Source organism: Obesumbacterium proteus, from assembly GCF_001586165.1.
GTDB classification, from domain to species: domain Bacteria; phylum Pseudomonadota; class Gammaproteobacteria; order Enterobacterales; family Enterobacteriaceae; genus Hafnia; species Hafnia protea.
In genome coordinates, this window is record NZ_CP014608.1 from 4,499,077 (window position 1) to 4,524,760 (window position 25,684).

The following is a 25,684-nucleotide window of genomic DNA, read 5'->3' on the forward strand; positions in this document are numbered from 1 at the left end:
TTTTAAACCTCATCCACAGAATGACCAGCCAGCGCTCGGCGAACAGATGCATCCATCCGGCGCGCAGCAAATTCTTGCGTTTGTGCATCAAGCACTTTAATCGCAGCTTCAATATCTCCGGCAACATCACCCGCAGCGGCCTGTTCTAATGCAGCTACAGCCTGTTTAATGTTGCTCAGCTCTGACTCACTTAACAGCGCAGAATCTTCTGCTAAGGCACCGGTCAGGCTCTCAAGCACGCGTGCCGCTTCAACTTTTTGTTCTGCCAGCATACGCGCACTGATATCCCCACTGGCATTAGCCATGGAGTCTTTAATCATGGTGATGATTTCGTCATCGCTCAAACCATATGAAGGCTTGACCTGAATCGACGACTGAACGCCGGTGGATTTCTCCATCGCGGTAACGCTCAGCAGACCATCCGCGTCAACTTGGAATGTCACACGGATATGTGCGCCACCCGCAGGCACTGCAGGGATACCACGCAGTGTGAAACGCGCCAGAGAGCGGTTGTCTTGCACCAGCTCACGCTCGCCCTGTACCACGTGAATCATCATGGCATTTTGGCCATCTTTGAAAGTGGTAAATTCTTGCGCACGCGCCACTGGAATGGTGGTATTACGCGGGATCACCTTCTCAACCAAACCGCCCATGGTTTCTAAACCAAGAGACAGTGGGATCACATCTAACAGCAACATTTCTGAGTCGGGCTTATTACCCACCAGAATATCGGCTTGAATAGCTGCGCCAATCGCAACCACGCGATCGGGGTCGATAGAGGTCAACGGCACACGGCCAAAGAATTCCCCAACCAGCTCACGAACCAACGGAACGCGCGTTGAACCGCCAACCATAACCACTTCAATCACTTCATCAGCGGTGACGCCCGCATCTTTCAGCGCGCGGCGGCATGACAGCAAAGTACGTTTTACCAACGAACCAATCAGTTCATCAAACTGTTCACGGGTAACACAGCCTTTCCACCCCGCAACTTCAACGTCGACTTTTTCAGCATCGCTGAGTGCAATCTTGGCCTCAACCGCCACGTCAAGGAACTGGCGTTGAATGCGCGCATCGCTGCGATCGGCATAACCTGATTGTTCGCGCAGGAAATCGGCTAACAGGTGATCGAAATCATCGCCGCCTAGCGCGGAATCGCCGCCGGTTGCCAGCACTTCAAATACGCCACGGCTTAGGCGCAGGATAGAAATATCGAAGGTGCCGCCGCCCAAATCGTAGACCGCAATAACGCCTTCTTGGCCGGAGTCTAGGCCATAAGCAATCGCTGCCGCCGTGGGTTCATTGAGCAAACGCAACACGTGTAGACCGGCTAAACGCGCAGCATCTTTGGTTCCTTGGCGCTGAGCATCATCAAAATAGGCAGGAACGGTAATGACCACGCCATCAAGCTCGCCTTCTAAGGTCACTTTGGCGCGCTCAGCCAACGCTTTTAAGATTTCGGCAGACACCTGAATAGGGTTAACCGAGCCCCCTTCCGTGATCATCATCGGCAAGCCATTTTCGCTCGCTTCAAACTGATACGGCATATGCGGGTAACGCGCCTGAACATCAGCCAAAGAGCGTCCCATGAGACGCTTAGCAGAGCTAATGGTATTAACCGGATCTTGCGCTGCCTGTTGGCGAGCTTCGTAGCCAACCACAATGTCATCTTTCAGATAATGAACGACAGAAGGCAGCAAATGACGGCCCTGCGCATCGGCCAGAGTTTCTGCTTGGCCGCTGCGCACGGTCGCCACCAATGAATTGGTAGTACCTAAATCGATACCCGCCGCTAAACGGCGTTGATGCGGAGCAGCACTCAGCCCCGGCTCACTAATTTGCAATAAAGCCATCTTGAGCTTCCGTTAAACAAGATTTGTCAGAACAATTTCTGTTAGAAAACATCCATTGAATCAACGCAATCAAAAATCGGTTATAGGCCCAGCAGTTTTTCTTCGAGTTGTTCCACTTGCTGCTGTAGCTTGTCGAGAAAACGTAGCTTGCGCACGGTGTCTGCGGCTGATTCCCACTGCTGTTGATCCAGCTCGGAAAGCATTTGCGCACTGCGCGTTTTGGTCATTTTAGCGATCCGCGCAGAAAAGGCCATGAGTGCCTCTTCGGGATCAGCATGCCGTGCAATACCATCCAGCTCCTCACGCAGTTCAAGTTGTTCCATCAGGAACGACGTATCGCGCATGGTGTGCTGTTCATTGCCTAAGTCAAACCCTTGTAATGACAGCATATACTCTGCGCGTTTAAGGGGATGTTTTAACGTTTGGTAGGCATCATTGATGGTTGCAGCTTGTTGAATAGCCTGCATACGCTCGCGTTCAGGTTTAGACGCATAGCGATCGGGATGGAATTGACGCTGCAATTCCTGATAGCGTGAAGCAAGAAGGCTGCCGTCCACTGGGTAGCGAACCGGCAGCCCGAATAATGTGAAGTAATCCATGCCGTGCTCTGATGTTGGTCTGTGGATGAGGTATCCCAAAATACCTCATATACCCTAAATAATTCGAGTTGCAGGAAGGCGGCAAGTTTGTGTGCCCCTAGCAGCATAGATAGCTATGTAACTAGAGTGAACAAACGTAGCCAACGCACATGCGGCTCGAAGTATGACGGGTATACAAAACGTTGCGATACGTCAGTAGTCCGGCCAATCAGACGTTAAAGCTTTCGCCGCAGCCGCACTCGCTGGTCATATTTGGGTTGTTGAATTTGAAGCCTTCGTTCAAGCCTTCTTTCACGAAGTCCAACTGAGTACCGTCAAGATACGCCAGGCTTTTACCATCAACGATCACTCTTACGCCTTTGTCTTCAAACACCACGTCATCTTCATTAGGTGCATCAACAAATTCCAGTACATACGCCATTCCCGAACAGCCAGAAGTTCTCACTCCCAGACGTAAGCCATACCCTTTACCGCGGTTAGCCAAAAATGTCTGTACGCGCTGTGCGGCAGCGTCGCTCATGCTAATAGACATACAACAACCTCAATTCTTATTAAGCGTTTCTCTGATAACGGCTACTGGCGATTCAATCTTAAATCGCCAGTCCTGAAACCCACTGAAAAACGTCTACAGATTACTTAGCGGAATGCTTGGTTTTATAATCAGCAATCGCCGCTTTAATGGCATCTTCAGCCAGAATCGAACAGTGAATCTTCACCGGAGGCAGAGCCAGTTCTTCAGCGATATCAGTATTCTTGATAGCCTGAGCCTGATCCAAAGATTTGCCTTTTACCCATTCGGTAACCAGTGAACTTGATGCGATTGCTGAACCACAGCCATAAGTCTTAAAGCGGGCGTCTTCAATGATACCCTCATTGTTGACTTTAATCTGCAACTTCATCACGTCGCCACACGCAGGTGCACCGACCATGCCGCTACCAATGCTCGGATCTTCGTTGTCGAAGGAACCGACGTTGCGCGGATTTTCATAATGATCAATAACTTTGTCGCTGTAAGCCATAACGTTACTCCTTAAATTTGAATCCTGAGATTAATGAGCAGCCCACTCAATGGTGCTGATGTCTACGCCCTGCTTGAACATATCCCACAGCGGAGACAGGTCACGCAGACGGCCAATAGACTTACGAACCAGAGCAATGGCGTAGTCGATCTCTTCTTCCGTGGTAAAGCGACCCAATGAGAAACGAATTGAGCTGTGTGCTAACTCATCGTTCATTCCCAAAGCACGCAGCACGTATGACGGCTCCAAACTCGCAGAAGTACAGGCAGAACCAGAAGACACGGCCAGATCTTTCAGAGCCATAATCAGCGATTCGCCTTCGACGTAATTAAAGCTTACGTTCAGGATATTCGGTGCACCGTGCTCTAAAGAGCCGTTGAGGTACACTTCTTCAAGATCTTTCAGGCCATCCCACAGACGGTCACGCAGCGCGCGCAGACGTGGAACTTCGGTAGCCATTTCTTCTTTAGCGATACGGTAAGCTTCACCCATACCGACGATCTGATGAACAGGCAACGTGCCTGAACGCATACCACGTTCATGACCACCGCCGTGCATCTGTGCTTCGATACGAACGCGTGGTTTACGGCGAACGTACAGGGCACCAATCCCTTTCGGGCCATAAATTTTGTGGCCGGAGAAGGACATCAAATCGACTTTCAATTTGCTCAAATCGATCGGCAGCTTGCCAACGCTTTGCGTCGCATCAACATGGAAGATGATGCCACGGCTGCGGCACAGTTCACCGATAGCTTCGATGTCCTGAATCACGCCGATTTCATTGTTTACATGCATGATAGAAACCACGATGGTGTCTTCACGCATAGCTGCTTCCAGCTCTTTAAGATCGATAATACCGTTACGCTGCGGTGCCAGATAGGTCACTTCGAAGCCTTCACGTTCTAACTGACGGCAGGTGTCCAGCACGGCTTTGTGTTCGGTTTTGCTGGTGATAATGTGCTTGCCTTTTTTCTGATAGAAATTGGCAGCGCCTTTAATCGCCAGGTTGTCAGATTCGGTTGCACCGGAGGTAAAGACGATCTCACGCGGATCGGCACCGACCAGTTCAGCAATGTTGTTACGTGCGATATCTACCGCTTCTTCCGCCTGCCACCCGAAACGGTGGGAACGCGAAGCCGGGTTACCGAAAGTACCGTCCAAGGTTAAAAACTGCATCATCTTCTCAGCTACGCGCGGATCGGCTGGCGTAGTGGCTGAATAGTCTAGATAAATCGGTAATTTCATTCTCTTGCTCCGTACATCACTTCCAAATTAGTACATTTAAAGAAAGTGTTATGACTCGTCGTCGCAGCTGCTTATGCGCGCAGATTCACGTTAATCGTGTCCTGACGACCGTTAGTATTGGCACCACGACGCGTATCGGAATTCTGGCGATCGGCAACATCCAGCACTTCTTGGTTATTCACCAATTCAGCCAGAGTGATGTTATTCAGAAAACCGCTGATACGCTCACTCAGGTCACGCCATAGCGTGTGCGTCAGACAACGGGTTCCACCCTGACAACCTTCTTTACCCTGACAGCGCGTTGCATCAACAGATTCATCAACGGCAGTGATCACGGTACCGACGGCGATTTCTGCTGCGTCTTTACCCAGCAAATAACCACCGCCTGGCCCACGCACGCTGGAAACTAATCCATTTTTGCGCAGGCGTGAAAATAATTGTTCCAAATAAGAGAGCGAGATGCCCTGACGTTCGGAAATATCTGCCAGTGGAACTGGCCCTTCCTGGGAGTGCAATGCCACATCAAGCATGGCTGTAACAGCGTAACGGCCTTTGGATGTCAGTCTCATGGCAAATAGTAACCTTTAAGAAAAAAGATGAAACACGCTTACTTATCGAACGCGTTAATTTTCTCATTCCTGAGTAAAACAGTCAACTATTTAACCTAGTAATTCACTCAACTATTACATCTTGTTAAAAAACGTTACCACTGGAACAACAATCCCTGTTTACTATCAGCATCTTACTCATCGGAATACCTGTGTATTTTACTATGATATTCCGACGAAAGCAGTCATGAATTAGTGCTTTCCGTGCTCTTGCTTCTCAATTGAAGCCAAAATACCGCGCAAAATGTTCAATTCTTGCGCTTCAGGACGCGCTCGCGTAAACAATCGACGCAGGCGGCTCATGATATTTCCTGGATGCGTTGGGCGAATGAAGCCTGTCGCATGCAGCGTTTCTTCCAGATGAGCATAGAAACGTTCAAGATCGTCGACCAACGGATATGGCTCTTCTTCTGCTACCGGCTGATGAGCGGCAATACGATCCAGATGCGCTACGCGAATTTCATACGCGATGATCTGCACCGCCATGGCTAAATTCAGAGAGCTATATTCTGGGTTAGCAGGGATGGCGACATGATAATGACACTTTTGCAGCTCATCATTGGTCAAGCCCACGCGCTCACGACCAAACACAATCGCCACTGGCGCATGCTCAGATTCCATCGCGCTGCGCTGGCCACATTCACGCGGTTCGAGCATTGGCCACGGCAGTGAACGCGAACGAGCGCTCGTTCCGACAACCAAGCTACAACCGGCAATAGCTTCATCGAAAGTATCCACGATAGTGGCATTACCAATCACATCGCTGGCACCCGCAGATAAGGCGATAGCCTGAGAATCTGGCTTTACCAGTGGATTGACGAGATAGAGGTTGGTTAACCCCATGGTTTTCATAGCTCGTGCAGTCGAACCCATGTTTCCGGTATGGGAAGTCTCCACCAGCACAATACGAATGTTGTCCAGCATGCTAACTCTGATTTGGTTTGGATAATCGCGATATCTTAACATAAAGCGTCTATTGATCGTTTCTATTGATTTAATCCGTTTCTGATAGAATTCTCATTATTGGCTTTTCGTTGGCCTCGCAAACGCCCCATCACAATAGGTTTGCCAAATATAAAGAAGAGATGAATTGAAATCAGACGTGGCTGTTTAATTCGCAGCCTGCTATACTGCGCGCCGTTTCCTGTTCTTTAACATCCCGTGGAAGATACCCATGCATCCGATGCTGAATATCGCCATACGCGCTGCGCGTAAGGCTGGTAACCTGATTGCCAAAAATTACGAAACTCCTGACGCTGTTGAAACTACACAGAAAGGCAGCAACGATTTCGTGACCAACGTTGACCGTGACGCTGAACACCTGATCATTGAGACTATCCGTAAGTCTTACCCTAAGCACACGATTATCAGCGAAGAACGCGGTGAATTGGTCGGTGAAGATCACGACATTCAATGGGTAGTTGATCCACTGGATGGCACTGCAAACTTCATCAAACGTCTTCCACACTTCGCGGTATCTATCGCTGTACGCATCAAAGGCCGTACAGAAGTTGCTGTGGTCTATGATCCAATGCGTAACGAACTGTTCACTGCAACCCGCGGTCAGGGTGCACAGCTGAACGGCTATCGTCTGCGCGGCACAACCGCTAAAGATTTAGACGGCACCATTCTGGCGACCGGCTTCCCGTTCAAAGTCAAACAGCACGCGCCTGCTTATATTGCTATCCTTGGCAAACTGTTTACACAGTGTGCAGACTTCCGTCGCACCGGTTCTGCAGCGCTTGATCTGGCCTATGTTGCCGCTGGTCGCGTTGACGGTTTCTTTGAAATCGGCCTGAAGCCTTGGGATTTTGCCGGTGGCGAATTGCTGGTTCGTGAAGCAGGCGGTCTGGTTACCGACTTCGTTGGCGGCCACAACTACCTGAGCTCTGGCAACATCATCGCGGGCAACCCTCGCGTGGTGAAATCCATTCTGGCCAATGTGCGTGACGAACTGAGCGAAGCGTTGAAGCGTTAATACTTCCGCTCGTTGAGTAAAAAAACCGTCTTAAAGACGGTTTTTTTTGTTTTTATCACGATGCGTTAACGCCCAAAAACTCTGCCACTGCCCATCCCTACTGGAATTGCGCTTTGGTACATCAGCAAACCAATAAAAATAAGCAACGCGCCACCGATAAACATCAGCAGCAATCCCCAATATGGGCTAAAGCTACGACCTCGTTCAATCGCCCAGCGGACAACTATCTGTCGCGCCATATGAACCAAAAGTGCAATTCCGCTGATCGTTAATGCCGTCCCCGCCGCCATCGCCATCGCCGCTAAAATACCCCAGCTATAAACCCCGATCACTTTGGAAAATAACAGCACCAGTATGGCCCCCGAGCACGGGCGCATTCCCATTGCAGCAACAACCGCAAACTGCGTTTTCCACGTAGTCGCCGCCGCAATTTCACTATCACTCGCCACATGTTTATGCCCACAACCGCAGTTAGCTGAGTGCCGATGCTCCTGATGAACATTCTGGTTCAACGGCTTAATGGCAGAAATCTGCAAAGGAGTAGAAGACGTCCGCCGTCTAAGCGTGAAGACCTTCCTTAGAGCGCGCCAGCAAAGAGCCGCCCCTAAAACAACCACCAGCAGATAGCTGGCTTTCTCTAGCCAGAAACTGCTTTGATGCAGATAGCGTGTCGAAAGCTGCAAAACACCTAACACTCCCGAAACAAGAGCTATCGCGACCAGACCTTGTAGCAGTGAAGCAGCTAAGGTCAGGCGTACACTGCTACGTAGCCGAGATGGGTTAGTGGCCAAATACGTCGTTATCACAACTTTGCCATGCCCAGGCCCCAGAGCATGAAGGACGCCATAGGCAAAACTCAGCCCAACCAGTGTTAAGCCAGCCTGTTTGGAATTATTCCCAACCTCCTGCAAAAGCTGGGACATTGATTGATGCAGTGATTTTTGCCATTCGATCGCCACAAAAAGCCAATCGTTCCAATGAACAGCGCCATACGTCACCCCTGAAATCAGCAGCAATGCCGCTACAACCAAAGGCACATAGCGCCATCGTGTCTTTTTTTTGTGGGTTGTCGGAATAATCAATGACATGTGATCTCCACGCGCTGCGCAAACTGTTTCCCGAGCTCCATGTCTTCATCAGGAGCATCTGCTTTATCAAGGTTTTGTGCATAGGCTTGCAACGACGTATCTGGTTTAGGCGTTATCAATGCTAATTTACATCTCGCCTGAACATCGACAGGCAGAGTGATAGAAGCCGCATCGGTGTAGGTCATATCGACGTAATACGTGGGATCGTAAGTCAACACGGAAAAATTGGCGTTCAAAGGCTGCGGTTTTGCCAGCAGCATTTCAAATGACAAAATAGCGTTATTGCCGTCGCGGCTGAGGTGATATTCACGAGGGCGATCAAGGAATTTAACCTTTTTGCCATCATGATAGAATTCAGTAAAGTAGTGCTGACCAATCACGTTTGCCATCACTTCTGCAGCTAGCTGTTTCCAGATTTCTGACCCGTTCGCCGCATTGCCTGCATCGTAGAGCAAATCGGCCGATGTGAGCGGATCCATCGTCCACGTCATGTTCATTCCGATCAGTTGATTATCGTTCACCACAAACGCATTTTTCATTTCAATAAAACTATGCGGGTGCGCTAACCCAGCGCGAGAAAAAATGAGCCCGCCGATCGTGATTAACAAACTAGACCACCGTAGGAATTGCTGTTTTTTAATCCCAAAATGCAACATAAACGCCCTGTTTAATCCTTAGCAACAGCCGCAAAACGCGGCAGGTAATCAAATTCATTCATTTCTGTATCACAAAAATACAAAAACATGGCACATCAGCACCGCGCCTTTGCACAACTTTGCTATTCTTAGCCAACAAAACATGTTCATTCACTGACCGAAACTAAAGAGATATGAATATGAGTTTAGACACACCTCTGGTGCCTGAGCTCTCAGCACAGCAAAGGCACTGTAATCTTGTGCTATTGCTTTTCACACCGACAACCCCGCTACATCTGGCCACCGTTAGCCGGATTAATCGCGTTTTGCCCGCACAAGCCGAATTAGATATTCACAGCGTGGCGCAGGAAATCATGCGGTTTCATGCACTGCGTGTGATCTTCCATCCTAAACAAGGCTATCGGCTACAAGGCTCGGCTTACGATCAGCGGCTTTGTTTGCTGCATTGGTTAAGGCGCTCTCAGCGGCTTGTTCCCAACAGTATTGAAACTATTTTTGTGCCCCGCATCAATGAAAGCCCTACGGGTATCACTACAGCTCATTTTTCGCAGCAAATTATTGATGTGCTCGCTCAGGCCGAAGCCACCTTGCAGCGTAGTTTTAGCGACCAGCATCGCGATCTTATTCAGTCTTTCTTACACTACAGCCATTATCAAAGGCAAACGACACAGCTCCCGGTCTTTCCTGCGCATCTAAAACGCTGGCTGCAAGCCAAAGAAGAATATAGTGTGGCGAGAAATCTATGTCATGCCGCCTATGGGCAATTGCCAGATCCCGCACTGGAACTTGAATCAGAATTTACCACGCTGTTATTAACGCTTATCAAAACCTACCGTTATTTGCCCCACGCTTACCCTGAAGATCGTCGCTTGATGGATGAGATCGAGTTTGCCATTCGGCAAATAGAACAGGCCACTCGCGTCACATTTAGCCATCGAGAACAGCTTTGTACTCAGCTGTTTGCCCATATGGGGCCCGCGATTGAGCGATGCTTATTTGGTTTAAAAATCAGTAATCTGTTATTGGATGAAATCGAACTGCTTTATCCCGGCTTAATGAATATGACTCAACAGGCCGTTCGTCATATCGAACGCGATTACCATATTCATTTTCCGCCTGAAGAGCTTTGTCTGATCGCCGTGAGCTTTGGCGCATGGCTGATGCAGGAGGGCGTACTGGCAGACAAATAGACGGTTTTCAGAAACAAAAAAGCCCGCTTTCAAAGCGGGCTTTTCACATCAAGCAATAAAGATTATGCGTAAACCGGCAGGCGTGCGCAAATATCCAATACTTTCTGTTTAGTACGTTCGATGGTGGCTTCGTCGTTGATGTTATCCAACACGTCACACATCCAACCAGCCAATTCACGTGCGTCAGCTTCTTTAAAGCCACGGCGGGTAATAGCCGGAGTACCCACACGAACACCTGAAGTCACAAACGGGCTCTTCGGATCGTTAGGCACGCTGTTTTTGTTCACGGTGATATTTGCACGGCCCAGTGCGGCATCAGCATCTTTACCGGTGATATTTTTATCAACCAGATCCAGCAGGAACAGATGGTTTTCAGTACCGCCGGAAACCACTTTGTAACCACGGTTCAGGAATACTTCGACCATCGCTTTCGCGTTTTTAGCAACCAGCTGCTGGTAAGCCTTGAACTCAGGCTCCATTGCTTCTTTCAGGGCAACGGCTTTACCGGCAATCACGTGCATCAGTGGACCACCCTGTGCGCCAGGGAATACCGCTGAGTTCAGCTTTTTATACATCTCCTCGCTGCCACCGTTGGCCAAAATCAGGCCGCCACGCGGACCTGCCAAGGTTTTGTGCGTCGTGGTAGTCACAACATGCGCATGAGGAACAGGGTTTGGATAAACACCCGCAGCCACTAAACCAGCAACGTGAGCCATATCGACAAACAGATAAGCGCCGATGCGGTCAGCAATTTCGCGCATTTTCGCCCAGTCAACCACGCCAGAATAAGCAGAGAAACCACCGATGATCATTTTCGGCTGGTGTTTTTCAGCTTGAGCGGCCAAGTCGTCATAGTCGATATGACCGCTTTCATCAATACCGTAAGGAACGATGTTGTACAGTTTGCCGGAGAAGTTAACCGGAGAACCGTGAGTTAAATGGCCGCCGTGCGCCAAGTTCATGCCCAGCACGGTATCACCTGGCTGTAACAGCGCAGTGTATACGGCAAAGTTTGCCTGAGAACCGGAGTGCGGCTGGACGTTGGCATAATCAGCGCCAAACAGCTCTTTCGCACGATCGATTGCCAGTTGTTCAACAACATCAACGTATTCGCAACCGCCGTAATAGCGCTTGCCCGGATAACCTTCAGCATATTTGTTGGTCAGCTGAGAGCCCTGAGCCTGCATAACACGCGGGCTGGTATAGTTTTCTGATGCGATAAGCTCAATGTGCTCTTCCTGACGCACGACTTCCTGCTCCATTGCCTGCCACAGCTCGGCATCGTAATCGGCAATGTTCATTTCACGCTTTAACATCCGCTTCTCCTGACTCAGCTAACCTGAATTGTCTATTCGCTATTGTTCAATAAAAACACACCCCGTAAGGCGACTGCCCACAGTGTAATATGTTTTCACCTTGTTACGATAGACCCTAGGCCATGTTTTTACGCAAACGTTTGGCTTGGCGCTGCATAAGGCTTTAATACTGCACATGAAGACGCATGCCAGCAGGAGTTTTCTTCAAATGTGATATGCAACAATTTCACCTTGGCGAAACAAAAGCGATAAAAACGCTATGTAAATAACATCAGCACAACAAAAATAGGGATTTACAGCTCAAAGAAAAATCTGTAAGTTGCATTTAAAATACATCAATTAAAACACCTGCAATAACGAGGACATTTTTTATGTTGGATAGCCAAACCATCGCCACCGTTAAATCCACTATTCCACTATTAGCGGCTACGGGGCCAAAGCTCACAGCACACTTTTACGACCGGATGTTTGAGCACAATCCTGAGCTAAAAGAGATTTTTAATATGAGTAACCAGCGCAATGGCGATCAGCGTGAAGCGCTGTTTAACGCGATTTGTGCTTACGCCACTAATATTGAAAATCTAGCCGCGCTGCTGCCCGCCGTTGAACGCATTGCCCAGAAGCACGCCAGCTTTAATATTAAGCCAGAACAGTATCAAATCGTCGGTCATCACCTACTAAAAACCTTAGAAGAAATGTTTAATCCGGGTGACGAAGTTCTGGAGGCATGGGGCAAAGCCTATGGCGTTTTAGCCGATGTCTTTATCCAGCGTGAATCCCAGATTTATCAGCAAAGTGAAACCACTGAGGGCGGCTGGCGTGAACTTCGACCGTTCAAAATCCTCAAGAAAGAGAAGCAAAGCGACTTAATCACCAGCTTCATTTTGGTGCCTGAAGATGGAAACCGCGTGGCCGATTTCCAGCCGGGTCAATATTTGGCTGTCTATATCCGCCACCCAAGCCTGCCGCATCAGGAAATTCGTCAATATTCTCTGACCAATGAGCCAAACGGCGAATACTATCGCATTGCCGTAAAACGTGAAGGTCAGGGGCAAGTCTCGAATTTTATGCATGATATCGCGCAAGAAGGCGCCGTGATCCAAATCGCACCTCCGCACGGTGATTTCTTCTTAGAAGTTAAAGAAAACACGCCTGTTGCATTAATTTCTGGCGGCGTCGGCCAAACGCCAATGCTCGGCATGCTGCGCACGTTACAGGCTCGCGGCCATCAGGGCGAAATTCAGTGGTTACACGCAGCTGAAAACAGCAAGGTTCGCGCCTTTGCCGATGAAGTTAACACCATTATCTCCGCAATGCCTCAGGCTCAAAGCCACGTCTGGCTGCAAGAAATCAGCGCTGACGATCGCATTGATATCGACTTCAACTATCAGGGATTAATGGATATCACCCCACTCGCTGAGAAATTGAGTAACCCAGAAATGCATTACTACTTCTGCGGCCCAGTTGGATTTATGCAACATGTCGCCAAGCAGTTACAAGGACTGGGCGTCGATGCAGACCGTATGCACTATGAGTGTTTTGGGCCACATAAGGTGGTGTGAGGATTCTTATCACACGTTGATTATGTGAGCATTGTGTAAGGTTTCGAACGCCGTTGTTAATGTGATCACTGTGTAAGGTTTCGGCCGCCGTTGTTTATGTGATCACTGTGTAAGGTTTCGACCGCCAGTCAGCAGCGGCTTTCACATGCCACTCTGTTGAAGGCGTCCGATAAGGGTGGGCCAGAGCGCCCACCCTTAACCCGCGCTCTTTTATCCGCAATGCCATCTCCGCGCCGGGTCGGCATGCGCCATCCATGGCGCCTCCTCCCCTAGTGGAAACCTCCTGTTTCCACTGCCCTAACTGCCAAGACTTAAACTTAAAAAGTAAAAAATCGTTATCTTTCGTTTTTGCTTAGTTAGTTTGCTGTTGCCCTTTTTCGGCACGTTGTTCTTCAGCCGAAGAGAGGAATGAAGGCTAGGATTCGCCGACAGGGACGTCGGCGAAAGAACGGAGGAGCCAGGATGGCGATTGCCGTTCGTTCCGTAAAAGCCGGAATGACGAAATGAGGGAACCTGCGCAGCAGGCTGGAGAACGGTGCCAAGCCGAGGCGTCGGAGGGCGGCGCTTGAGCCCTCCGACACGGACGCCTGCACAGTGCTAATGTATGGCTAGATATTTTAGGCGGACGTAACATGCACCATAGTTAAAATATTCAGACGTTGGCTATCCACACTTTCATCAACGGTTTAGTCGTTCACCTCCACCCTCATCCCCATCTCCGTCATCTCCCCTTTCCCCAACAACACCAGCCCTGGTTGTCCATCCATATTGTGGGCATCGACAGGGTGGCTTTGCGGTTCAAGGCAGATAAACGGTTCATCAGGCATTTGAAACAGCATCAGGTAGGACGCGGAGCTGCGTAACGATATCGTCGGCTGATTTGGCGTCGCTAAATGTGCCACGCCGTTCCATCCTGAATAGCCGTGATTCATCCACACATTATCCGGCACTTTCGTGCGGGTGAAATCCAGCGCTGCTGGCGTGTTACCCTGCCATGCTAAGGGCAAATGCAGTTCGCCCTCCGGCCAATAGCCGGAAGAGGAAAACCGAATTTGCGTCTGCGGGGTTTTCACAAAAAAAGGATGAAAACCTAGCCCATACAGCATGGGTTCTGCGCCACAGTGGCGTAACGTGAGATACGCGCTAAGTCCCTCGTCCGTGAGCCGATAAACCAAACTCGCCGAATAATCAAAACCACAGCTATGTTGCACACGCAGCCCGAGGGAAATGTGTGTGCAGCTCAAATCTCGCAGCTGCCAGCGCTGTAGCCAGCCATCTCCGTGTAAAAAGAATTGGTTATCCAAGGCGCTGTCTGGCAAACAAATTTCACGCCCAGCTAGGCAAAAGCGATTATCTCGCACTCGGTTCGCCAACGGTAACATCGGAAACAATGCGCTTTCGCCCGGATGCCATCCCGTATCCCGCTGATAAGGGCGTAGAATCGCCGTGTCACTACCCACGTCGTCAAAGCTTAAGATCGCCGCAGACTGCGGAGTTACCCGCAGCCGAAACCGCGGGGTTGAAAGGGTATAAATATCCATCATGCCTGTTTCACACTGGGTTCAACGGGTTTAGTGCTTCCCGCCAGCTGATGTTCTAGCGCTTCCAGCGTAACGCCTTTGGTTTCAGGCACGCTGCGTAGTACAAACACAAACCCGAGCGCACAGATGATGCCGTAAAGTAGGAAGCTTCCCGATGCCCCCAAATTCGCATTCAACAGAGGGAAGGTATAAGTCAGTAAGAAACAGGCAATCCACAGCGCCAAAGTCCCGACTGACATCGCCATACCGCGCACGCGGTTAGGGAAGATTTCAGACAGCAACACCCACGTCACTGGCGCAAGCGTTAAGGCGTAAATCGCAATCGCGGCAAGCACCAGCAGTAAAACCGGCAACCCCATAATGCCCAGCGCATAGGCACCGGCAATCAGCACGTAAATAATGGTTAGGCCAGCCGCTCCCAGCAGCATTAATTTGCGACGCCCCAGTTTATCCACCAGCGGTAAGGCGATGATGGTGAAGATCAGGTTAATTAGCCCCGTCGCCACTATCGATTTAAGCGTGCTGTTGATATCAAAACCGGCCGACGCAAAGATCTCCTGCGCATAGTTAAAGATCACGTTGATCCCACACCATTGCTGGAAAACCGCCAGTACGATCCCAATCACGATAATGGGCCTGACGCGTGGATTCAGGAGCTCACTTACCGCCACTTTTTGCGTATTTACGCCAAGCGTTTCACGAATATCCGCCATCGTTTCCCGCGCATATTCTGCACTACCGATACGCCGCAGCATGCGTTCCGCTTTGTCTGGTTTACCAGCTTTCGCTAACCAGCGCGGAGAATCAGGTACTAAGAACATCAGGAGTAAAAACAGCACCGCCGGAATCAACTCTGCGCCAAACATCCAGCGCCAGCCAACTTGTCCATTCCAGCTTTGTACGATGTCCTGCATGGTTGCCGAGCTGGCAACGGGTTCAGCGATCATCAGGTTAACCAACTGAGCGGCCAAAACGCCAATAACGATAGTCAGCTGGTTGATGGCTACAAATTTGCCTCGTTTTTCAGCCGGACTTACCTCAGCGATATACATTGGGCTCAGCGCTGAAGCAAGACCAATGCCTACGCCGCCAACGATGCGGTAAAACACAAACCAGTCAAAGTGCGTTGCCACCGCCGTTCCCCACGCAGAGGCAGAGAATAGAATGGCTGAAATTATCAGCGGCAGCTTGCGACCAAATCGATCGGCGCACCAGCCAGAAATCAGCGCACCAAAAACACAGCCCGCCAGTGCGGAGCTCATCGCCCATCCTGACTGAGCCGGATCGGTGATCCCAAAATAGGCTTCATAGAAGGGTTTGGCACCGCCAATCACTACCCAGTCATAGCCAAAAAGTAACCCGCCACAGGCAGCGACTAGACATATCATCCAGACGTAAGACATAGTGAGATGGTTCTGCGTGTTTTTCATTTTTTCACCTTATTTTAACCTTGTAGGATAGAGGCTTACGCAGTCATGAAAATGTGGGCCACAACCGTGGCCCGTTGTGGCTTAGTGATTAAAAATGCCGTGTTGTACTGCTAGACGTAACAAATGCGCTTTATCATGAGCAGGATTGCGTTTTAACAGCTCATCGGTAAGACGTATAAAGCTCGCTTCATCACCCAGCCCTAAATGCCCTAATGCTTCAACCCACAAGCAGTGTTGGCTATGCTGCTCCTGCGCCGATGCATCCAGAACAATCAGATCGGGCAGAGAAACGGCGAAGAAATCAGGTTCTGATAAATCATTCCTATGCTGCTTGGCCCAATCGATCATGGATTGGAACTGCTGCTGAGCCTGCTCTCTTTCTCCTAAACGTGCGGCCGCCATCGCTTGGTAAAACAGATAATCAACCGGCTGATCGTTGTAGTAGCGTCCCGCACTCAACGCAGAACCGCCCTGTAGTGCGTGCTGTAGCGCAGATTGAGACTGCTCTTTTTCGCCCATTTTCTCGGCGCAGATAGCCATTAAGAACCAGATATCATTGTCACTTTGTCCCACCAAACGCCCCTCACCGAGATTAGCGGGATAGCTAAGCGACTGACGTAGCACGTCATAGGCTTCGGCGTAATGACGTTCCTGCATCAAGGCCAACGCTCGGCGCTGATGGTTAATCAAAAATTGCCCTGTGACTTTGCCTTCACCGCCTTCCCATGGGTGGAATTGGCGACGCCACAGAATTTCAGCGGCCGCATCTACTTTGTGATGAATGTGATAGAGGCTGAGCAGCTCGGCGGTGAGATCGTCGCGTTTAAGCGCCACATCACGGCGATCGTCCAACAATTGCAGGCGCTGTGCGGTTGGAACCGTCGTTAGTTTTTGCAGATAGCTGAATTCAAACAGCAAACGTGGATTTTCAGGCTCAAGGTCAAGCGCACGCTGGAAATACTCCGCGGCTTGATCCAAATTGCCCTGCTTGTTAAACGCATAGATCCCAAGCACGCGGTGCAGTGCGGCAAAATCTGGCATCTGCTGTAACGCAAACAGCCAACAAGATTCGGCGCGGGCATAGCTGCGCTTGCTGTAGAAGAAACAGCCCAGTAGATATTGAGCAAAACCGTCTTGAGGGAGACGTTGCAGAACCGCAATATCATCTAAGGTGTTAGGGAAGCGGACTTTAAGCGCAAAGTTCTCGCGCGCTAGCTGTAAACAGTGGCTTCGCTCGCTTACGTCCTGAGTTAATGCCGCACGATACAGCAGCGGAAGCGATTCTTGGCTGTTCAAGCGTTTCAGCAGCGCCAAGGCCTCTTTTTCTCGACCTAATCCCATCAACCATCCTGCTAACACGCAGGCGTTTACTCCTCGCGCTCCCGCAACCTGAGTCAATGCACTCGCGTCGCCGTTCAAAACAGACTGCGCATACAGCAGGACATAGCTCAGCGGATAGTGAGCCAACTGGGAAGCGACATATTCAAGCGCCTGTTTGCTCTCTCCCAACTGCTGTAAAACCAGTGCTTTTAACCCCATGGCTAAATTGTTTGCACCGTTGAAGTTCAGGCTCTGATTGATAAACGTCAGGGCTTGTTCCGCGTCGCCTTTGCGCAGCGCTAAACGTGCTAGAGCATAAAACGCCGCATCACGACAATTTCCGCTCCACGTGGCTTTGAAATAGTCATCATAGGCTTGAGTTTCTTGGCCTAGTTTTTCACGAGCAGAACCCAGCAGCATACTTGCTTGACCGCACTGCGGATTTTTATTCCAGCGCTGGGCTCGTTGCAGAGCGGTATTGGCATAGCTTGCCGCTTGCTCAAAATCAGCACGGTTAAACTCCAGCGTTGCCAGCGCAACGTTGCAGCGATAATCGAGAGGGTCGATATCCAATGCACGGCGGTAATAATCAAAGGCAGAACGGCTGGCGTGGAGATATTGCTCAAGATGTTGGCCGATAAAATAGAGCTCGTCGGTATTGGTGATTTGCTCTGGTTTTTGTGGCGCAGTCGCCGCCTGTGGCAGCGGGGTTTCTTCCGGAATATGCTCGAGATAGCTGATAATTTCGCGGCCATCGCGATCCACCAGCGAAAGCGTTAAACGCTGCGGCGAACGATCGGGCAACGCGTGCAGCCATGCTTGTGCCGATTGAAGAGAAAGCGGCTGACGGAAAATTTCTTCGCCTTCGCCTTTCACCACCAGCGACACCTCGTTCAACGGAGCAATGGCGTATAGCCCAAGCTGCAATTCTCCGTTAGTACGTTCCAGCTTAATCGCGGCCTGCGTGTTGGCATTCTGTAGGGTTCCGAGCTGGCTGTATGGCAAAAAGTTCTGCACAAACACCTTTTCTTCGTAAGGCGCAAGCCAAGTAAAGTCCGGCTGGTTATCGGTGAATACGCCCGTCATCAACTCAATGTAAGGGCCGTTGTGATCGGTTAAGTTGCGATCCCACGCAAGGCCAAAATCGCAGTTGCCCCACGTCCACTGCTTTTTACCTGGGGAAACGTGGTGATCGGCAATATGCAGCAGGCCGCCTTGCTCGCCATGATGGTATGCGCCAACAAAATCATAATCTGACTTATCGGCCATATATGACGTCGGCACGGGAATATTCTTGTAGCGGGAAATATCAACGCCAGCGGAGTAATCCACTTTATAGTAAGTGCCGGTGGCAATAGGAAAAGCCGAAACATCACGCTTGCCGTGGTCATATACCGCCGTGACATCGGGCGGGAACACGCTTTGGTGATCGTCGCCGCCTTTCACCGCAGGGTTTGCCCACCATAGGAAATGGCGCGGCGTGGCGTTACCGTTGAACACCTTACCCTTAATTTCGATCAGCGCTTTTTGTGGATACAGCGTAAAGCCGGTCATAACCTGTAAACCGCGCATCGGCTCAACTTCGCCCAGCCAAACCGTTTTGCTGCCGTCATCCTGCTAGCTAATCGTCACATCCACCGGCATAAACGTCGTTGGGCGGTGGTGCTGCGGCCAGTTAAATTCAATTCCGCCGGAGATCCATGGCCCAACCAATCCCACCAGCGCAGGCTTAATCACTTCGTTGTAATAGACAAAATCACGCTGCATCACTTTGTCGTAGGCACGATGAATTCGCCCTCCCAGCTCGGGCAGCAACATGACGCGAATAAAATCGTTTTCTAGCCATACAGCCTGATACTCACGATCTTCACATTCACCGGTTAACGTATCGATTACGCCATAGGGATAAACCGCGCCAGACGATCCTTGGTAAACCCGCTTTTCTAAAAACATCGGGTTGGGATCTTCCGCTCCGGTGCGATAGGTCGGTAAGGTCACACTTTCTTGCCAAACTTTGACGTCGCCGTACATTTCCGCATCTCCAGTAAAAAAATGACAGTGAACTGATGTATGTTTGCAGTGTATGTGAGCAATTCTTTTCCGTTGTGAGCAACGCTCACGCAATACAGTTAACGGAGTTAAGTGAAATGTTTGATCTGGGATTGAATAATCAGCGGGTGCGTCATCTCAACAAGCGGATACTGCTGGCGTTGATCTATCGCTATAAGCACGCCAGTAAATCAATGCTGGCGCAGCACACGGGGTTATCGATTCCGGCGATTGGCAAAATACTGGAAGAGCTGCTGGATGAAGGGAAAATAGAACATTCAGATCGCATGCTCAGCAACCGTGGATTAAGCAGCGGGAGCTATCAAATCCCCGCCGGTAATGCTCTTATTTTATGCATGAACGTAACGCCAAACTGTATTGAGAGCCAGCTCGTCAACGGCCAGATTTTGCCCTTGGGTGAATATCAATTCACAGCCGTTTCAGCCCCCCATCCTCAGGATCTGCTAACGGCCATTGAGCAGGTCTATTATCAGCAAAGAAAGCTTTATCCACAGCGCACGATCCAGTTAGCACTGGCCATTCACGGTCAAGTCGATCCTGTCACCGGCGTTTCACAAAATATGCCGCAGGCGCCGTGGAAAGAGCATATTGAGATGAAGTATCTGTTAGAGGAAAAGCTGAAAACTCGCGTTTTACTCGACAATGACTGCGTGATGCTGGCGTTGGCGGAGAAATGGCAAAATACGGATAATCAGCAGGATTTTTGCGTCATCAACGTGGATTATGGGATCGGTTCGTCATTTGTGATTAACCAGCAGATTTATCGCGGCAGCCTATACGGCAGCGGACAAATTGGGCATACCATCGTGAATCCCGATGGCGTGGCCTGCGACTGTGGCCGCTACGGCTGTTTAGAAACCGTCGCCTCACTTTCGGCGCTAAAAAAACGGGCGCGCATTTGGCTGAAATCTCAGCCACACAACAGCATTCAAACCGATTGGGATTCACTCAGCAGCAAACAGCTTATCGAGCGTTATCATCAAGGCGATGTGCAGGTGCAATCATGGGTGGATAGTGCGGCAAGCGCCATTGGTCTAAGCCTGTATAACTTCTTGAATATTTTGAATATCAACCGGATCTATTTCTACGGCCGCAGTTGTGGGTTTGGCGATCGTTGGCTCAGTGCCATTATGCGTCAAACGGGGTTTAATCCTTTCGATCCAGCCGATCCGAATATGACAAACGCCACGCGTATTGGCTTTGGCCAGCTGACTCGACCACAGCAAATTATGGGAATTGGGTATTTGTATGCCGAGAAGGCGTTGGAGGGGGTTTGAACGTCCGCGCTAGTTTAATTGTTCTTATTAAATCGATTCCCTCCCCTTCGAAGGGGAGGGTTATCGCGTATTAGGCCAACACCACTTCTTAATCTCAGCCCGCACTTTTCCTACCTGTTCAGCCGTCACGGGTTCTGCTTTATTTCCCCAGCTACCGCGCAGGTAACTCATTAAATCAGCAGCCTCTTGGTCATTCAGCGCCCAACCATAGCCCGGCATCGCGTAAGACATATGCTGTTGCGTGACCGGTGTTTGCGCGCCGTCGAGCACCACGCGAATAAGCGTTTGCGGATTATCGGCATTCACCGTGAGATTCCCAGCCAGACGCGGGATGGTGAAATCAACGCCCTCGCCTTTCGGAGTATGGCAGGTAGAGCAATAGCGGGCATAGGTTTGAGCGCCAGACAGCATCGCACCCGCCGCCGGCTTGGTTGGTTTCGCATCGCTCGGTAAAGCTTCCAAGCTGAGCAGATAAGTGGCAATACCGTTTAAATCGCTGTCTGTCAGGTATTGCGAGCTGTGCGTAACCACTTCACCCATCGGGCCACTAAGCGCGGCATGACGGCTGCGGCCGGTCTTGAGCAGTGCGACTAAATCATCTTTGCTGACGTTTAGGCCACGTAAAGAAGGCGCATACCAACCATCCAGCTCTGCGCCGTTCAAGAAACGCAACTCGGCCTGATCCATACCTTGTTCCTGCATCGCCCAACCGCGCGGCGTATGGCAGGCACCGCAATGCCCAGCGCCTTGAACCAAATAGGCGCCGCGATTCCATTCATCGCCTTTTTCCGGCTGCGGCTGGTAAACACCTTCTTGCAAGAACAATGAATTCCAGATGCCTAAAGGCCAACGCATAGAGAGCGGCCATGGAATATCGCTCTTTTTATTTTCAACCGCCTGCGGCTTCACTTCGGTCATCAGGTAGTCATACAGCGCCCGCATATCTTCAGGCGTCATTTTGGCATAAGAGGTGTACGGCATGGCGGGATAAAGATGATGACCATCTTTCGCCACGCCCTTGCGCATCGCCTTGTCAAAATCATCAAAGCTGTAGCTACCGATACCGTATTTTTTATCTGGCGTAATATTGGTGGCATAAATATCGCCCAACGGCGTTGCGAAGCGCATTCCCCCCGCCAGCGCTTGTCCTTGAGGAGACGTATGACAGGCCGAACAGTCGCCCGCTTTGGCCACGTATTCACCGGCCGACATTGCACTTGCGCCCGCGCTGGTGGCTAGCAACGTTAAAATCAGTAACGGTTTCATACGCTCTCCTTGTTCATCGCGGTTAGCTCATTCACCGCTCTCCACGCCTGATCAACCGCAGAGTTCGCGTAAGGGCTCCAGTCTGAATCCGAGTTGGCGATAGTGATACGCCCTATCGGCTGGCGTGCGGTATGAATAATTTGCTCGGCTTCTTTTTCATCATCGAACAACCCGTTCAAGAAATAAGAGTAGCCGTGCGACCAGCGGTTAACCGTTATGGCTTGAATATCACGCTGATGATCGAAGCCTGCCTCACCGAACATGCCCTGTAGCTGCTCGCGGATCATTTTTTCATGCACTTCAAACGGTGTGCCTAAGAGCAACGCTCGTCCTTTACGCGACTGTTCACGCGGGCTTAGACCGCTGCCCGGCAGCGTGGGGACATACACCATATGCAGCCCGATCGGTTGGTTAGGATCGCGTGGATGCTGGTAGCCGCCCATGTTGACCGGATAATCTAGCTTCACGCGGCTATAAGGCGCGGCGGGAGAATAGATTTCATGCACCCCAAGTTTTACGAATGGCTGCCAGTTGCGGATCACCACTTTTGAATACACCAGCGGCGATTTCACGTTTTCTTTCAGCGCAGCGGCCTGCGTTTCAGGCATTTCCGGTACAAGATACGGGATCATCATGTTGTAGCCCGCCATCACCACCTGCCCAGCCCGAACACGATGCAGTTTGTCGCCCGTCAAATACGTCACATCAACGGCAGGTTTGCCCTGCTCATTCACGTTCGCCACATGGACACCGGTGCTGTTTAAACGCAGCCGAACAGGGGAATCTGGTTTATCTAACTGGCTGTAATCAAACTTCGCCAATACGATACTTTCCATCGTGTCACCCGGTGCAACGGCCGGAATTAAATGACGTACCATCAGGCGAGCTAAACCCGCATTGCCATCTGGGAAGTGGAAAATATAGGGCTCGTCGAGATCGGCCAATGACTCGGCGTCCAGCGGAGGCAAATTCATGCCATCTAGCCCAGGTAAGGCGCAGATACGGGCATCGCTGCACGAAGTCGCGTCAATGCCAACCGCTTGGAAATCGTTGGTACGTTGCTGGAAATAGCGGATCGCCATTTCGCTGAGGCCCACTTTTTCTCGCAAAAATTGGCTATAGCTATGGCTGTCTAACCAAGCCACTTTTTCATCGGTATTGAGTTCAGGCAGATAATCTTTTTGTTCCGTGTGCAGCGCGATCAGCGCCTGACGATCGGATTCGGCCAGCGGGAAATCACTGATGAACGCGGTGATGTCGCGGCCGTTTAAGCGGTCAGGGGCAATATCATCGGCAACCGCTCGCCCTGGATCGCCGTTAACAATTTTATCGACGCCAAAGTTTTTGCGATCGAAATAGACGCCACGGCTCAGTTTCATATCAGGATAGAAATTCTGATCGAAATCTTTCGCCATCTGTTCAATATCAACGTTGAGAGTTTTCAGCAACCCCATTGCGACAGGGCTAAAGTTAGTGCGCGGCGATTGGAAAGATTCACTGCCGCCATAGCCGAGTATCGTTTTGCCTTCAACGTTGAATTCGTTACGCTTGGCATGTCCGCCAAAATCATCATGGTTATCGAGCAACAAAATGCGCTGATTTTTGCCATGCAGCTGTTGCCAAAAACAGGCCGCAGCTAAGCCGCTGATCCCCGCACCAACTACCACCAGATCAAACCGATCTTCAATTGGCGCGCTTTTAGGATCGAAATGTTTGCCTTCACGCCCCAGTAAATGAGCCGCTTCAAACGATCCCGGATGGTTGCCGCGTAAACCAGTCAAGGTCGGCGGATAGTAAAGGCTTTGGGTTAAAGCCTGAGGAGATGCTCGAAGTGCCTGCCACGGTGTTAATCCCGCTGCAATGGTAATTGCCATCCCATTGAGAAAGTCACGTCTTGTGATGCTCATAATGCTTCCCAGTTTTATTTTAAGATTTGAAATCGAAGGAAAATCACAATTATTTTACATGATGACAACGTATAGGTCAGCCACCAAATATTCTCAGGCTAAATGTTGATATGACCTCACCCAGCCCTCCCCTTCGCAGGGGAGGGAGCAGAGTCACGTTTAGGATGAATTCAGCTCTTAGACGATGTCTCCCCAAAAGCAGAAGACATGAAGGGGGAAACTGATTACCCGTGATTAATCATCACATGGCGCACCACGGTGTAATCCTCTAGGCCAAACATCGACATATCTTTGCCGTAGCCTGAGAGTTTTTGTCCACCGTGTGGCATTTCACTCACCAGCATGAAGTGGGTATTCACCCATGTGCAGCCGTATTGCAAACGTGCGCTCATGCGGTGAGCACGGCCCACATCACGCGTCCATACGGAAGAGGCTAAGCCATAGTTGGAATCATTCGCCCAGCCCAAGACCTGCGCTTCATCATCAAACGGGGTGATGGTGATGACTGGCCCAAACACCTCTTTTTGCACGATTTCGTCGTCTTGTTTGGCGCCCGCTAAAATGGTTGGCTGGAAGTAGAAACCAGGACCATTGACGCGCGAACCACCGGTAGCCACCGTGATATGCGGCAACGCTTTGGCGCGTTCAACAAAGCCTTCGACGCGTTGTAAGTGCTGCTCGGTGATCAATGGCCCCAGCTCGGTGCTTTCATCGCCTGGGTTCCCCATATCAAGCGTGGAAACCGTCTGCGCCAGCGCATCCACCACTTTTTGATAGATTGATTTCTGTACATACAGACGACAGGCCGCTGTACAGTCTTGGCCTGCGTTATAGAAACCAAATATGCGAATGCCTTCGACCACTTTTTCCACGTCGGCATCATCAAACACGATAACCGGCGCTTTGCCGCCCAGCTCCATGTGTGTGCGTTTAATGGTAGACGCCGTGTGCTCAATAATGTGCGCACCCGTGCCGATAGAACCGGTGAGGGAAACCATGCGCACTTTTGGGTGGCCTGTCAGTACGTCACCCACGTCTTTGCCCAAACCGAACAGAACGTTAACGACGCCAGCGGGGAACAAATCTGCCAGCGTTTGGCTCAGATGGAATGCGGTCAACGGCGTTTGCTCCGATGGCTTCAGCACCACGGTATTGCCTGCCGCCAGCGCGGGCGCTAATTTCCATGCCGCCATCATCAACGGGTAGTTCCACGGTGCGATCGACGCGATCACGCCAACCGGATCGCGGCGGATCATCGAGGTGTGATCCGGCAGATACTCACCGGCAACGGGGCCGCTTAAACAGCGGGTCGCACCAGCAAAGAAGCGGAATACGTCTGCAATCGCAGGGATCTCATCTTCCAATACGCGCTGATAGGGCTTACCGCAGTTTTGCGATTCCAGCTTCGCCAACACTTCGCCCTGCTGCTCAATCACATCAGCGACCTGCAACAGCAGCGCGGCACGCTCTTTCGGCGTCGTTTGTCCCCATTCGGTGAACGCTTTGTCTGCCGCATTCACCGCCTCCTCAACCTGCGCGGCACTTGCCTGTGCAATATGTGCAATAACCTCCCCCGTGGCGGGATTGTACACAGGCAGTGCAGAACCTTGACCTTCGACCAAACGCCCGTTAATCAGCAGTTGTGTATGCATTGTTTTATCCTTCATTAAGAGAGGTGGCAGCGCAGCGCTGCCGGTTGTTAGTGAATCACTTAGCAATCTGAGCACCCTTTTCCCCCACCCAACCTCCCCCTTCTCAG

Annotated in this window: 19 protein-coding genes and 1 pseudogene; 4 read left to right on the plus strand and 16 right to left on the minus strand. The window is 50.6% G+C overall.

The features are described from left to right. Window positions 1-2 precede the first annotated feature (2 nt). The 7 genes from hscA to trmJ form a co-directional block, all read right to left on the minus strand. Window positions 3-1,853 carry a Fe-S protein assembly chaperone HscA gene (gene hscA, locus DSM2777_RS21070; RefSeq protein WP_061555085.1) on the minus strand — a complete coding sequence of 617 codons (1,851 nt, stop codon included), beginning with the start codon at window positions 1,851-1,853 and terminating at the stop codon, window positions 3-5. 80 nt (window positions 1,854-1,933) lie between these two features. Beyond that, entirely contained in the window at window positions 1,934-2,452 is a 519-nt protein-coding gene (gene hscB, locus DSM2777_RS21075) for a co-chaperone HscB (protein ID WP_043491221.1), read from the minus strand. Between the two features lie 208 nt (window positions 2,453-2,660). Further along, window positions 2,661-2,984, minus strand: coding sequence for an iron-sulfur cluster assembly protein IscA (gene iscA, locus DSM2777_RS21080; protein WP_025800418.1), 324 nt, complete (start codon window positions 2,982-2,984; stop codon window positions 2,661-2,663). Window positions 2,985-3,084: 100 nt separating this feature from the next. After that, window positions 3,085-3,471: a Fe-S cluster assembly scaffold IscU gene (iscU, locus tag DSM2777_RS21085; RefSeq protein ID WP_025800417.1), complete on the minus strand. Its 387-nt coding sequence runs from the start codon at window positions 3,469-3,471 to the stop codon at window positions 3,085-3,087. Between the two features lie 30 nt (window positions 3,472-3,501). Continuing rightward, window positions 3,502-4,716: an IscS subfamily cysteine desulfurase gene (locus tag DSM2777_RS21090; protein ID WP_004847473.1), complete on the minus strand. Its 1,215-nt coding sequence runs from the start codon at window positions 4,714-4,716 to the stop codon at window positions 3,502-3,504. 71 nt (window positions 4,717-4,787) lie between these two features. Further along, window positions 4,788-5,285 (minus strand): Fe-S cluster assembly transcriptional regulator IscR, encoded by a 498-nt coding sequence (iscR, locus tag DSM2777_RS21095; protein ID WP_004847474.1) that lies wholly within the window; start codon window positions 5,283-5,285, stop codon window positions 4,788-4,790. 231 nt (window positions 5,286-5,516) lie between these two features. Further along, a complete protein-coding gene (gene trmJ / locus DSM2777_RS21100; protein ID WP_025800415.1) occupies window positions 5,517-6,248 on the minus strand; it encodes a tRNA (cytosine(32)/uridine(32)-2'-O)-methyltransferase TrmJ in 732 nt (243 codons plus the stop codon). Window positions 6,249-6,498: 250 nt separating this feature from the next. Between trmJ and suhB the strand changes: the two genes are divergently transcribed. Further along, window positions 6,499-7,302: an inositol-1-monophosphatase gene (gene suhB / locus DSM2777_RS21105; RefSeq protein ID WP_040047047.1), complete on the plus strand. Its 804-nt coding sequence runs from the start codon at window positions 6,499-6,501 to the stop codon at window positions 7,300-7,302. A gap of 65 nt (window positions 7,303-7,367) precedes the next feature. Here suhB and DSM2777_RS21110 read toward each other — a convergent pair whose 3' ends face one another. Both DSM2777_RS21110 and DSM2777_RS21115 read right to left on the minus strand, forming a co-directional pair. Beyond that, the gene (locus tag DSM2777_RS21110) at window positions 7,368-8,390 is read right to left on the minus strand and encodes a nickel/cobalt transporter (protein WP_061555086.1); all 1,023 of its coding nucleotides are present in this window, start codon (window positions 8,388-8,390) and stop codon (window positions 7,368-7,370) included. Beyond that, window positions 8,381-9,046, minus strand: coding sequence for a DUF1007 family protein (locus DSM2777_RS21115; protein ID WP_061555087.1), 666 nt, complete (start codon window positions 9,044-9,046; stop codon window positions 8,381-8,383). The genes DSM2777_RS21110 and DSM2777_RS21115 overlap by 10 nt, the downstream gene beginning before the upstream one ends. Before the next feature lie 179 nt (window positions 9,047-9,225). Between DSM2777_RS21115 and DSM2777_RS21120 the strand changes: the two genes are divergently transcribed. Further along, complete coding sequence (locus tag DSM2777_RS21120; RefSeq protein WP_061555088.1) at window positions 9,226-10,236, plus strand: PRD domain-containing protein; 1,011 nt, start codon at window positions 9,226-9,228, stop codon at window positions 10,234-10,236. Window positions 10,237-10,298: 62 nt separating this feature from the next. Here the strand turns inward: DSM2777_RS21120 and glyA are convergent, their stop codons facing one another. Beyond that, on the minus strand, window positions 10,299-11,552 hold the full coding sequence (glyA, locus tag DSM2777_RS21125) for a serine hydroxymethyltransferase (protein WP_046359173.1): 1,254 nt from the start codon (window positions 11,550-11,552) through the stop codon (window positions 10,299-10,301). A gap of 371 nt (window positions 11,553-11,923) precedes the next feature. Between glyA and hmpA the strand changes: the two genes are divergently transcribed. Then, on the plus strand, window positions 11,924-13,114 hold the full coding sequence (hmpA, locus tag DSM2777_RS21130; protein ID WP_061555089.1) for an NO-inducible flavohemoprotein: 1,191 nt from the start codon (window positions 11,924-11,926) through the stop codon (window positions 13,112-13,114). Window positions 13,115-13,800: 686 nt separating this feature from the next. Here the strand turns inward: hmpA and DSM2777_RS21135 are convergent. The 3 genes and pseudogenes from DSM2777_RS21135 to DSM2777_RS21145 form a co-directional block, all read right to left on the minus strand. Continuing rightward, window positions 13,801-14,658, minus strand: coding sequence for an aldose 1-epimerase (locus DSM2777_RS21135; RefSeq protein WP_237087796.1), 858 nt, complete (start codon window positions 14,656-14,658; stop codon window positions 13,801-13,803). After that, on the minus strand, window positions 14,655-16,085 hold the full coding sequence (locus DSM2777_RS21140; RefSeq protein ID WP_061555090.1) for a sugar porter family MFS transporter: 1,431 nt from the start codon (window positions 16,083-16,085) through the stop codon (window positions 14,655-14,657). The genes DSM2777_RS21135 and DSM2777_RS21140 overlap by 4 nt, the downstream gene beginning before the upstream one ends. A gap of 81 nt (window positions 16,086-16,166) precedes the next feature. After that, a pseudogene (locus DSM2777_RS21145) lies at window positions 16,167-19,436 on the minus strand (DUF5107 domain-containing protein). Window positions 19,437-19,552: 116 nt separating this feature from the next. Between DSM2777_RS21145 and DSM2777_RS21150 the strand changes: the two are divergent. Continuing rightward, window positions 19,553-20,752 carry an ROK family protein gene (locus DSM2777_RS21150; protein WP_061555091.1) on the plus strand — a complete coding sequence of 400 codons (1,200 nt, stop codon included), beginning with the start codon at window positions 19,553-19,555 and terminating at the stop codon, window positions 20,750-20,752. Between the two features lie 60 nt (window positions 20,753-20,812). Here the strand turns inward: DSM2777_RS21150 and DSM2777_RS21155 are convergent, their stop codons facing one another. The 3 genes from DSM2777_RS21155 to patD form a co-directional block, all read right to left on the minus strand. Beyond that, window positions 20,813-22,018, minus strand: a complete 1,206-nt coding sequence (locus DSM2777_RS21155) for a cytochrome c (RefSeq protein ID WP_061555092.1) — start codon at window positions 22,016-22,018, stop codon at window positions 20,813-20,815. Further along, a complete protein-coding gene (locus tag DSM2777_RS21160) occupies window positions 22,015-23,925 on the minus strand; it encodes an NAD(P)/FAD-dependent oxidoreductase (protein WP_061555093.1) in 1,911 nt (636 codons plus the stop codon). Before DSM2777_RS21160 ends, DSM2777_RS21155 begins: the two co-directional genes overlap by 4 nt. 224 nt (window positions 23,926-24,149) lie before the next feature. After that, on the minus strand, window positions 24,150-25,577 hold the full coding sequence (patD, locus tag DSM2777_RS21165) for an aminobutyraldehyde dehydrogenase (protein WP_061555094.1): 1,428 nt from the start codon (window positions 25,575-25,577) through the stop codon (window positions 24,150-24,152). Window positions 25,578-25,684 lie beyond the last annotated feature (107 nt).

Coding starts and splice junctions, on each gene's coding strand:
- hscA (WP_061555085.1), bottom strand. CDS start 1,853: ATGGCTTTATTGCAAATTAGTGAGCCGGGGCTGAGTGCTGCTCCGCAT.
- hscB (WP_043491221.1), bottom strand. CDS start 2,452: ATGGATTACTTCACATTATTCGGGCTGCCGGTTCGCTACCCAGTGGAC.
- iscA (WP_025800418.1), bottom strand. CDS start 2,984: ATGTCTATTAGCATGAGCGACGCTGCCGCACAGCGCGTACAGACATTT.
- iscU (WP_025800417.1), bottom strand. CDS start 3,471: ATGGCTTACAGCGACAAAGTTATTGATCATTATGAAAATCCGCGCAAC.
- DSM2777_RS21090 (WP_004847473.1), bottom strand. CDS start 4,716: ATGAAATTACCGATTTATCTAGACTATTCAGCCACTACGCCAGCCGAT.
- iscR (WP_004847474.1), bottom strand. CDS start 5,285: ATGAGACTGACATCCAAAGGCCGTTACGCTGTTACAGCCATGCTTGAT.
- trmJ (WP_025800415.1), bottom strand. CDS start 6,248: ATGCTGGACAACATTCGTATTGTGCTGGTGGAGACTTCCCATACCGGA.
- suhB (WP_040047047.1), top strand. CDS start 6,499: ATGCATCCGATGCTGAATATCGCCATACGCGCTGCGCGTAAGGCTGGT.
- DSM2777_RS21110 (WP_061555086.1), bottom strand. CDS start 8,390: ATGTCATTGATTATTCCGACAACCCACAAAAAAAAGACACGATGGCGC.
- DSM2777_RS21115 (WP_061555087.1), bottom strand. CDS start 9,046: ATGTTGCATTTTGGGATTAAAAAACAGCAATTCCTACGGTGGTCTAGT.
- DSM2777_RS21120 (WP_061555088.1), top strand. CDS start 9,226: ATGAGTTTAGACACACCTCTGGTGCCTGAGCTCTCAGCACAGCAAAGG.
- glyA (WP_046359173.1), bottom strand. CDS start 11,552: ATGTTAAAGCGTGAAATGAACATTGCCGATTACGATGCCGAGCTGTGG.
- hmpA (WP_061555089.1), top strand. CDS start 11,924: ATGTTGGATAGCCAAACCATCGCCACCGTTAAATCCACTATTCCACTA.
- DSM2777_RS21135 (WP_237087796.1), bottom strand. CDS start 14,658: ATGATGGATATTTATACCCTTTCAACCCCGCGGTTTCGGCTGCGGGTA.
- DSM2777_RS21140 (WP_061555090.1), bottom strand. CDS start 16,085: ATGAAAAACACGCAGAACCATCTCACTATGTCTTACGTCTGGATGATA.
- DSM2777_RS21150 (WP_061555091.1), top strand. CDS start 19,553: ATGTTTGATCTGGGATTGAATAATCAGCGGGTGCGTCATCTCAACAAG.
- DSM2777_RS21155 (WP_061555092.1), bottom strand. CDS start 22,018: ATGAAACCGTTACTGATTTTAACGTTGCTAGCCACCAGCGCGGGCGCA.
- DSM2777_RS21160 (WP_061555093.1), bottom strand. CDS start 23,925: ATGAGCATCACAAGACGTGACTTTCTCAATGGGATGGCAATTACCATT.
- patD (WP_061555094.1), bottom strand. CDS start 25,577: ATGCATACACAACTGCTGATTAACGGGCGTTTGGTCGAAGGTCAAGGT.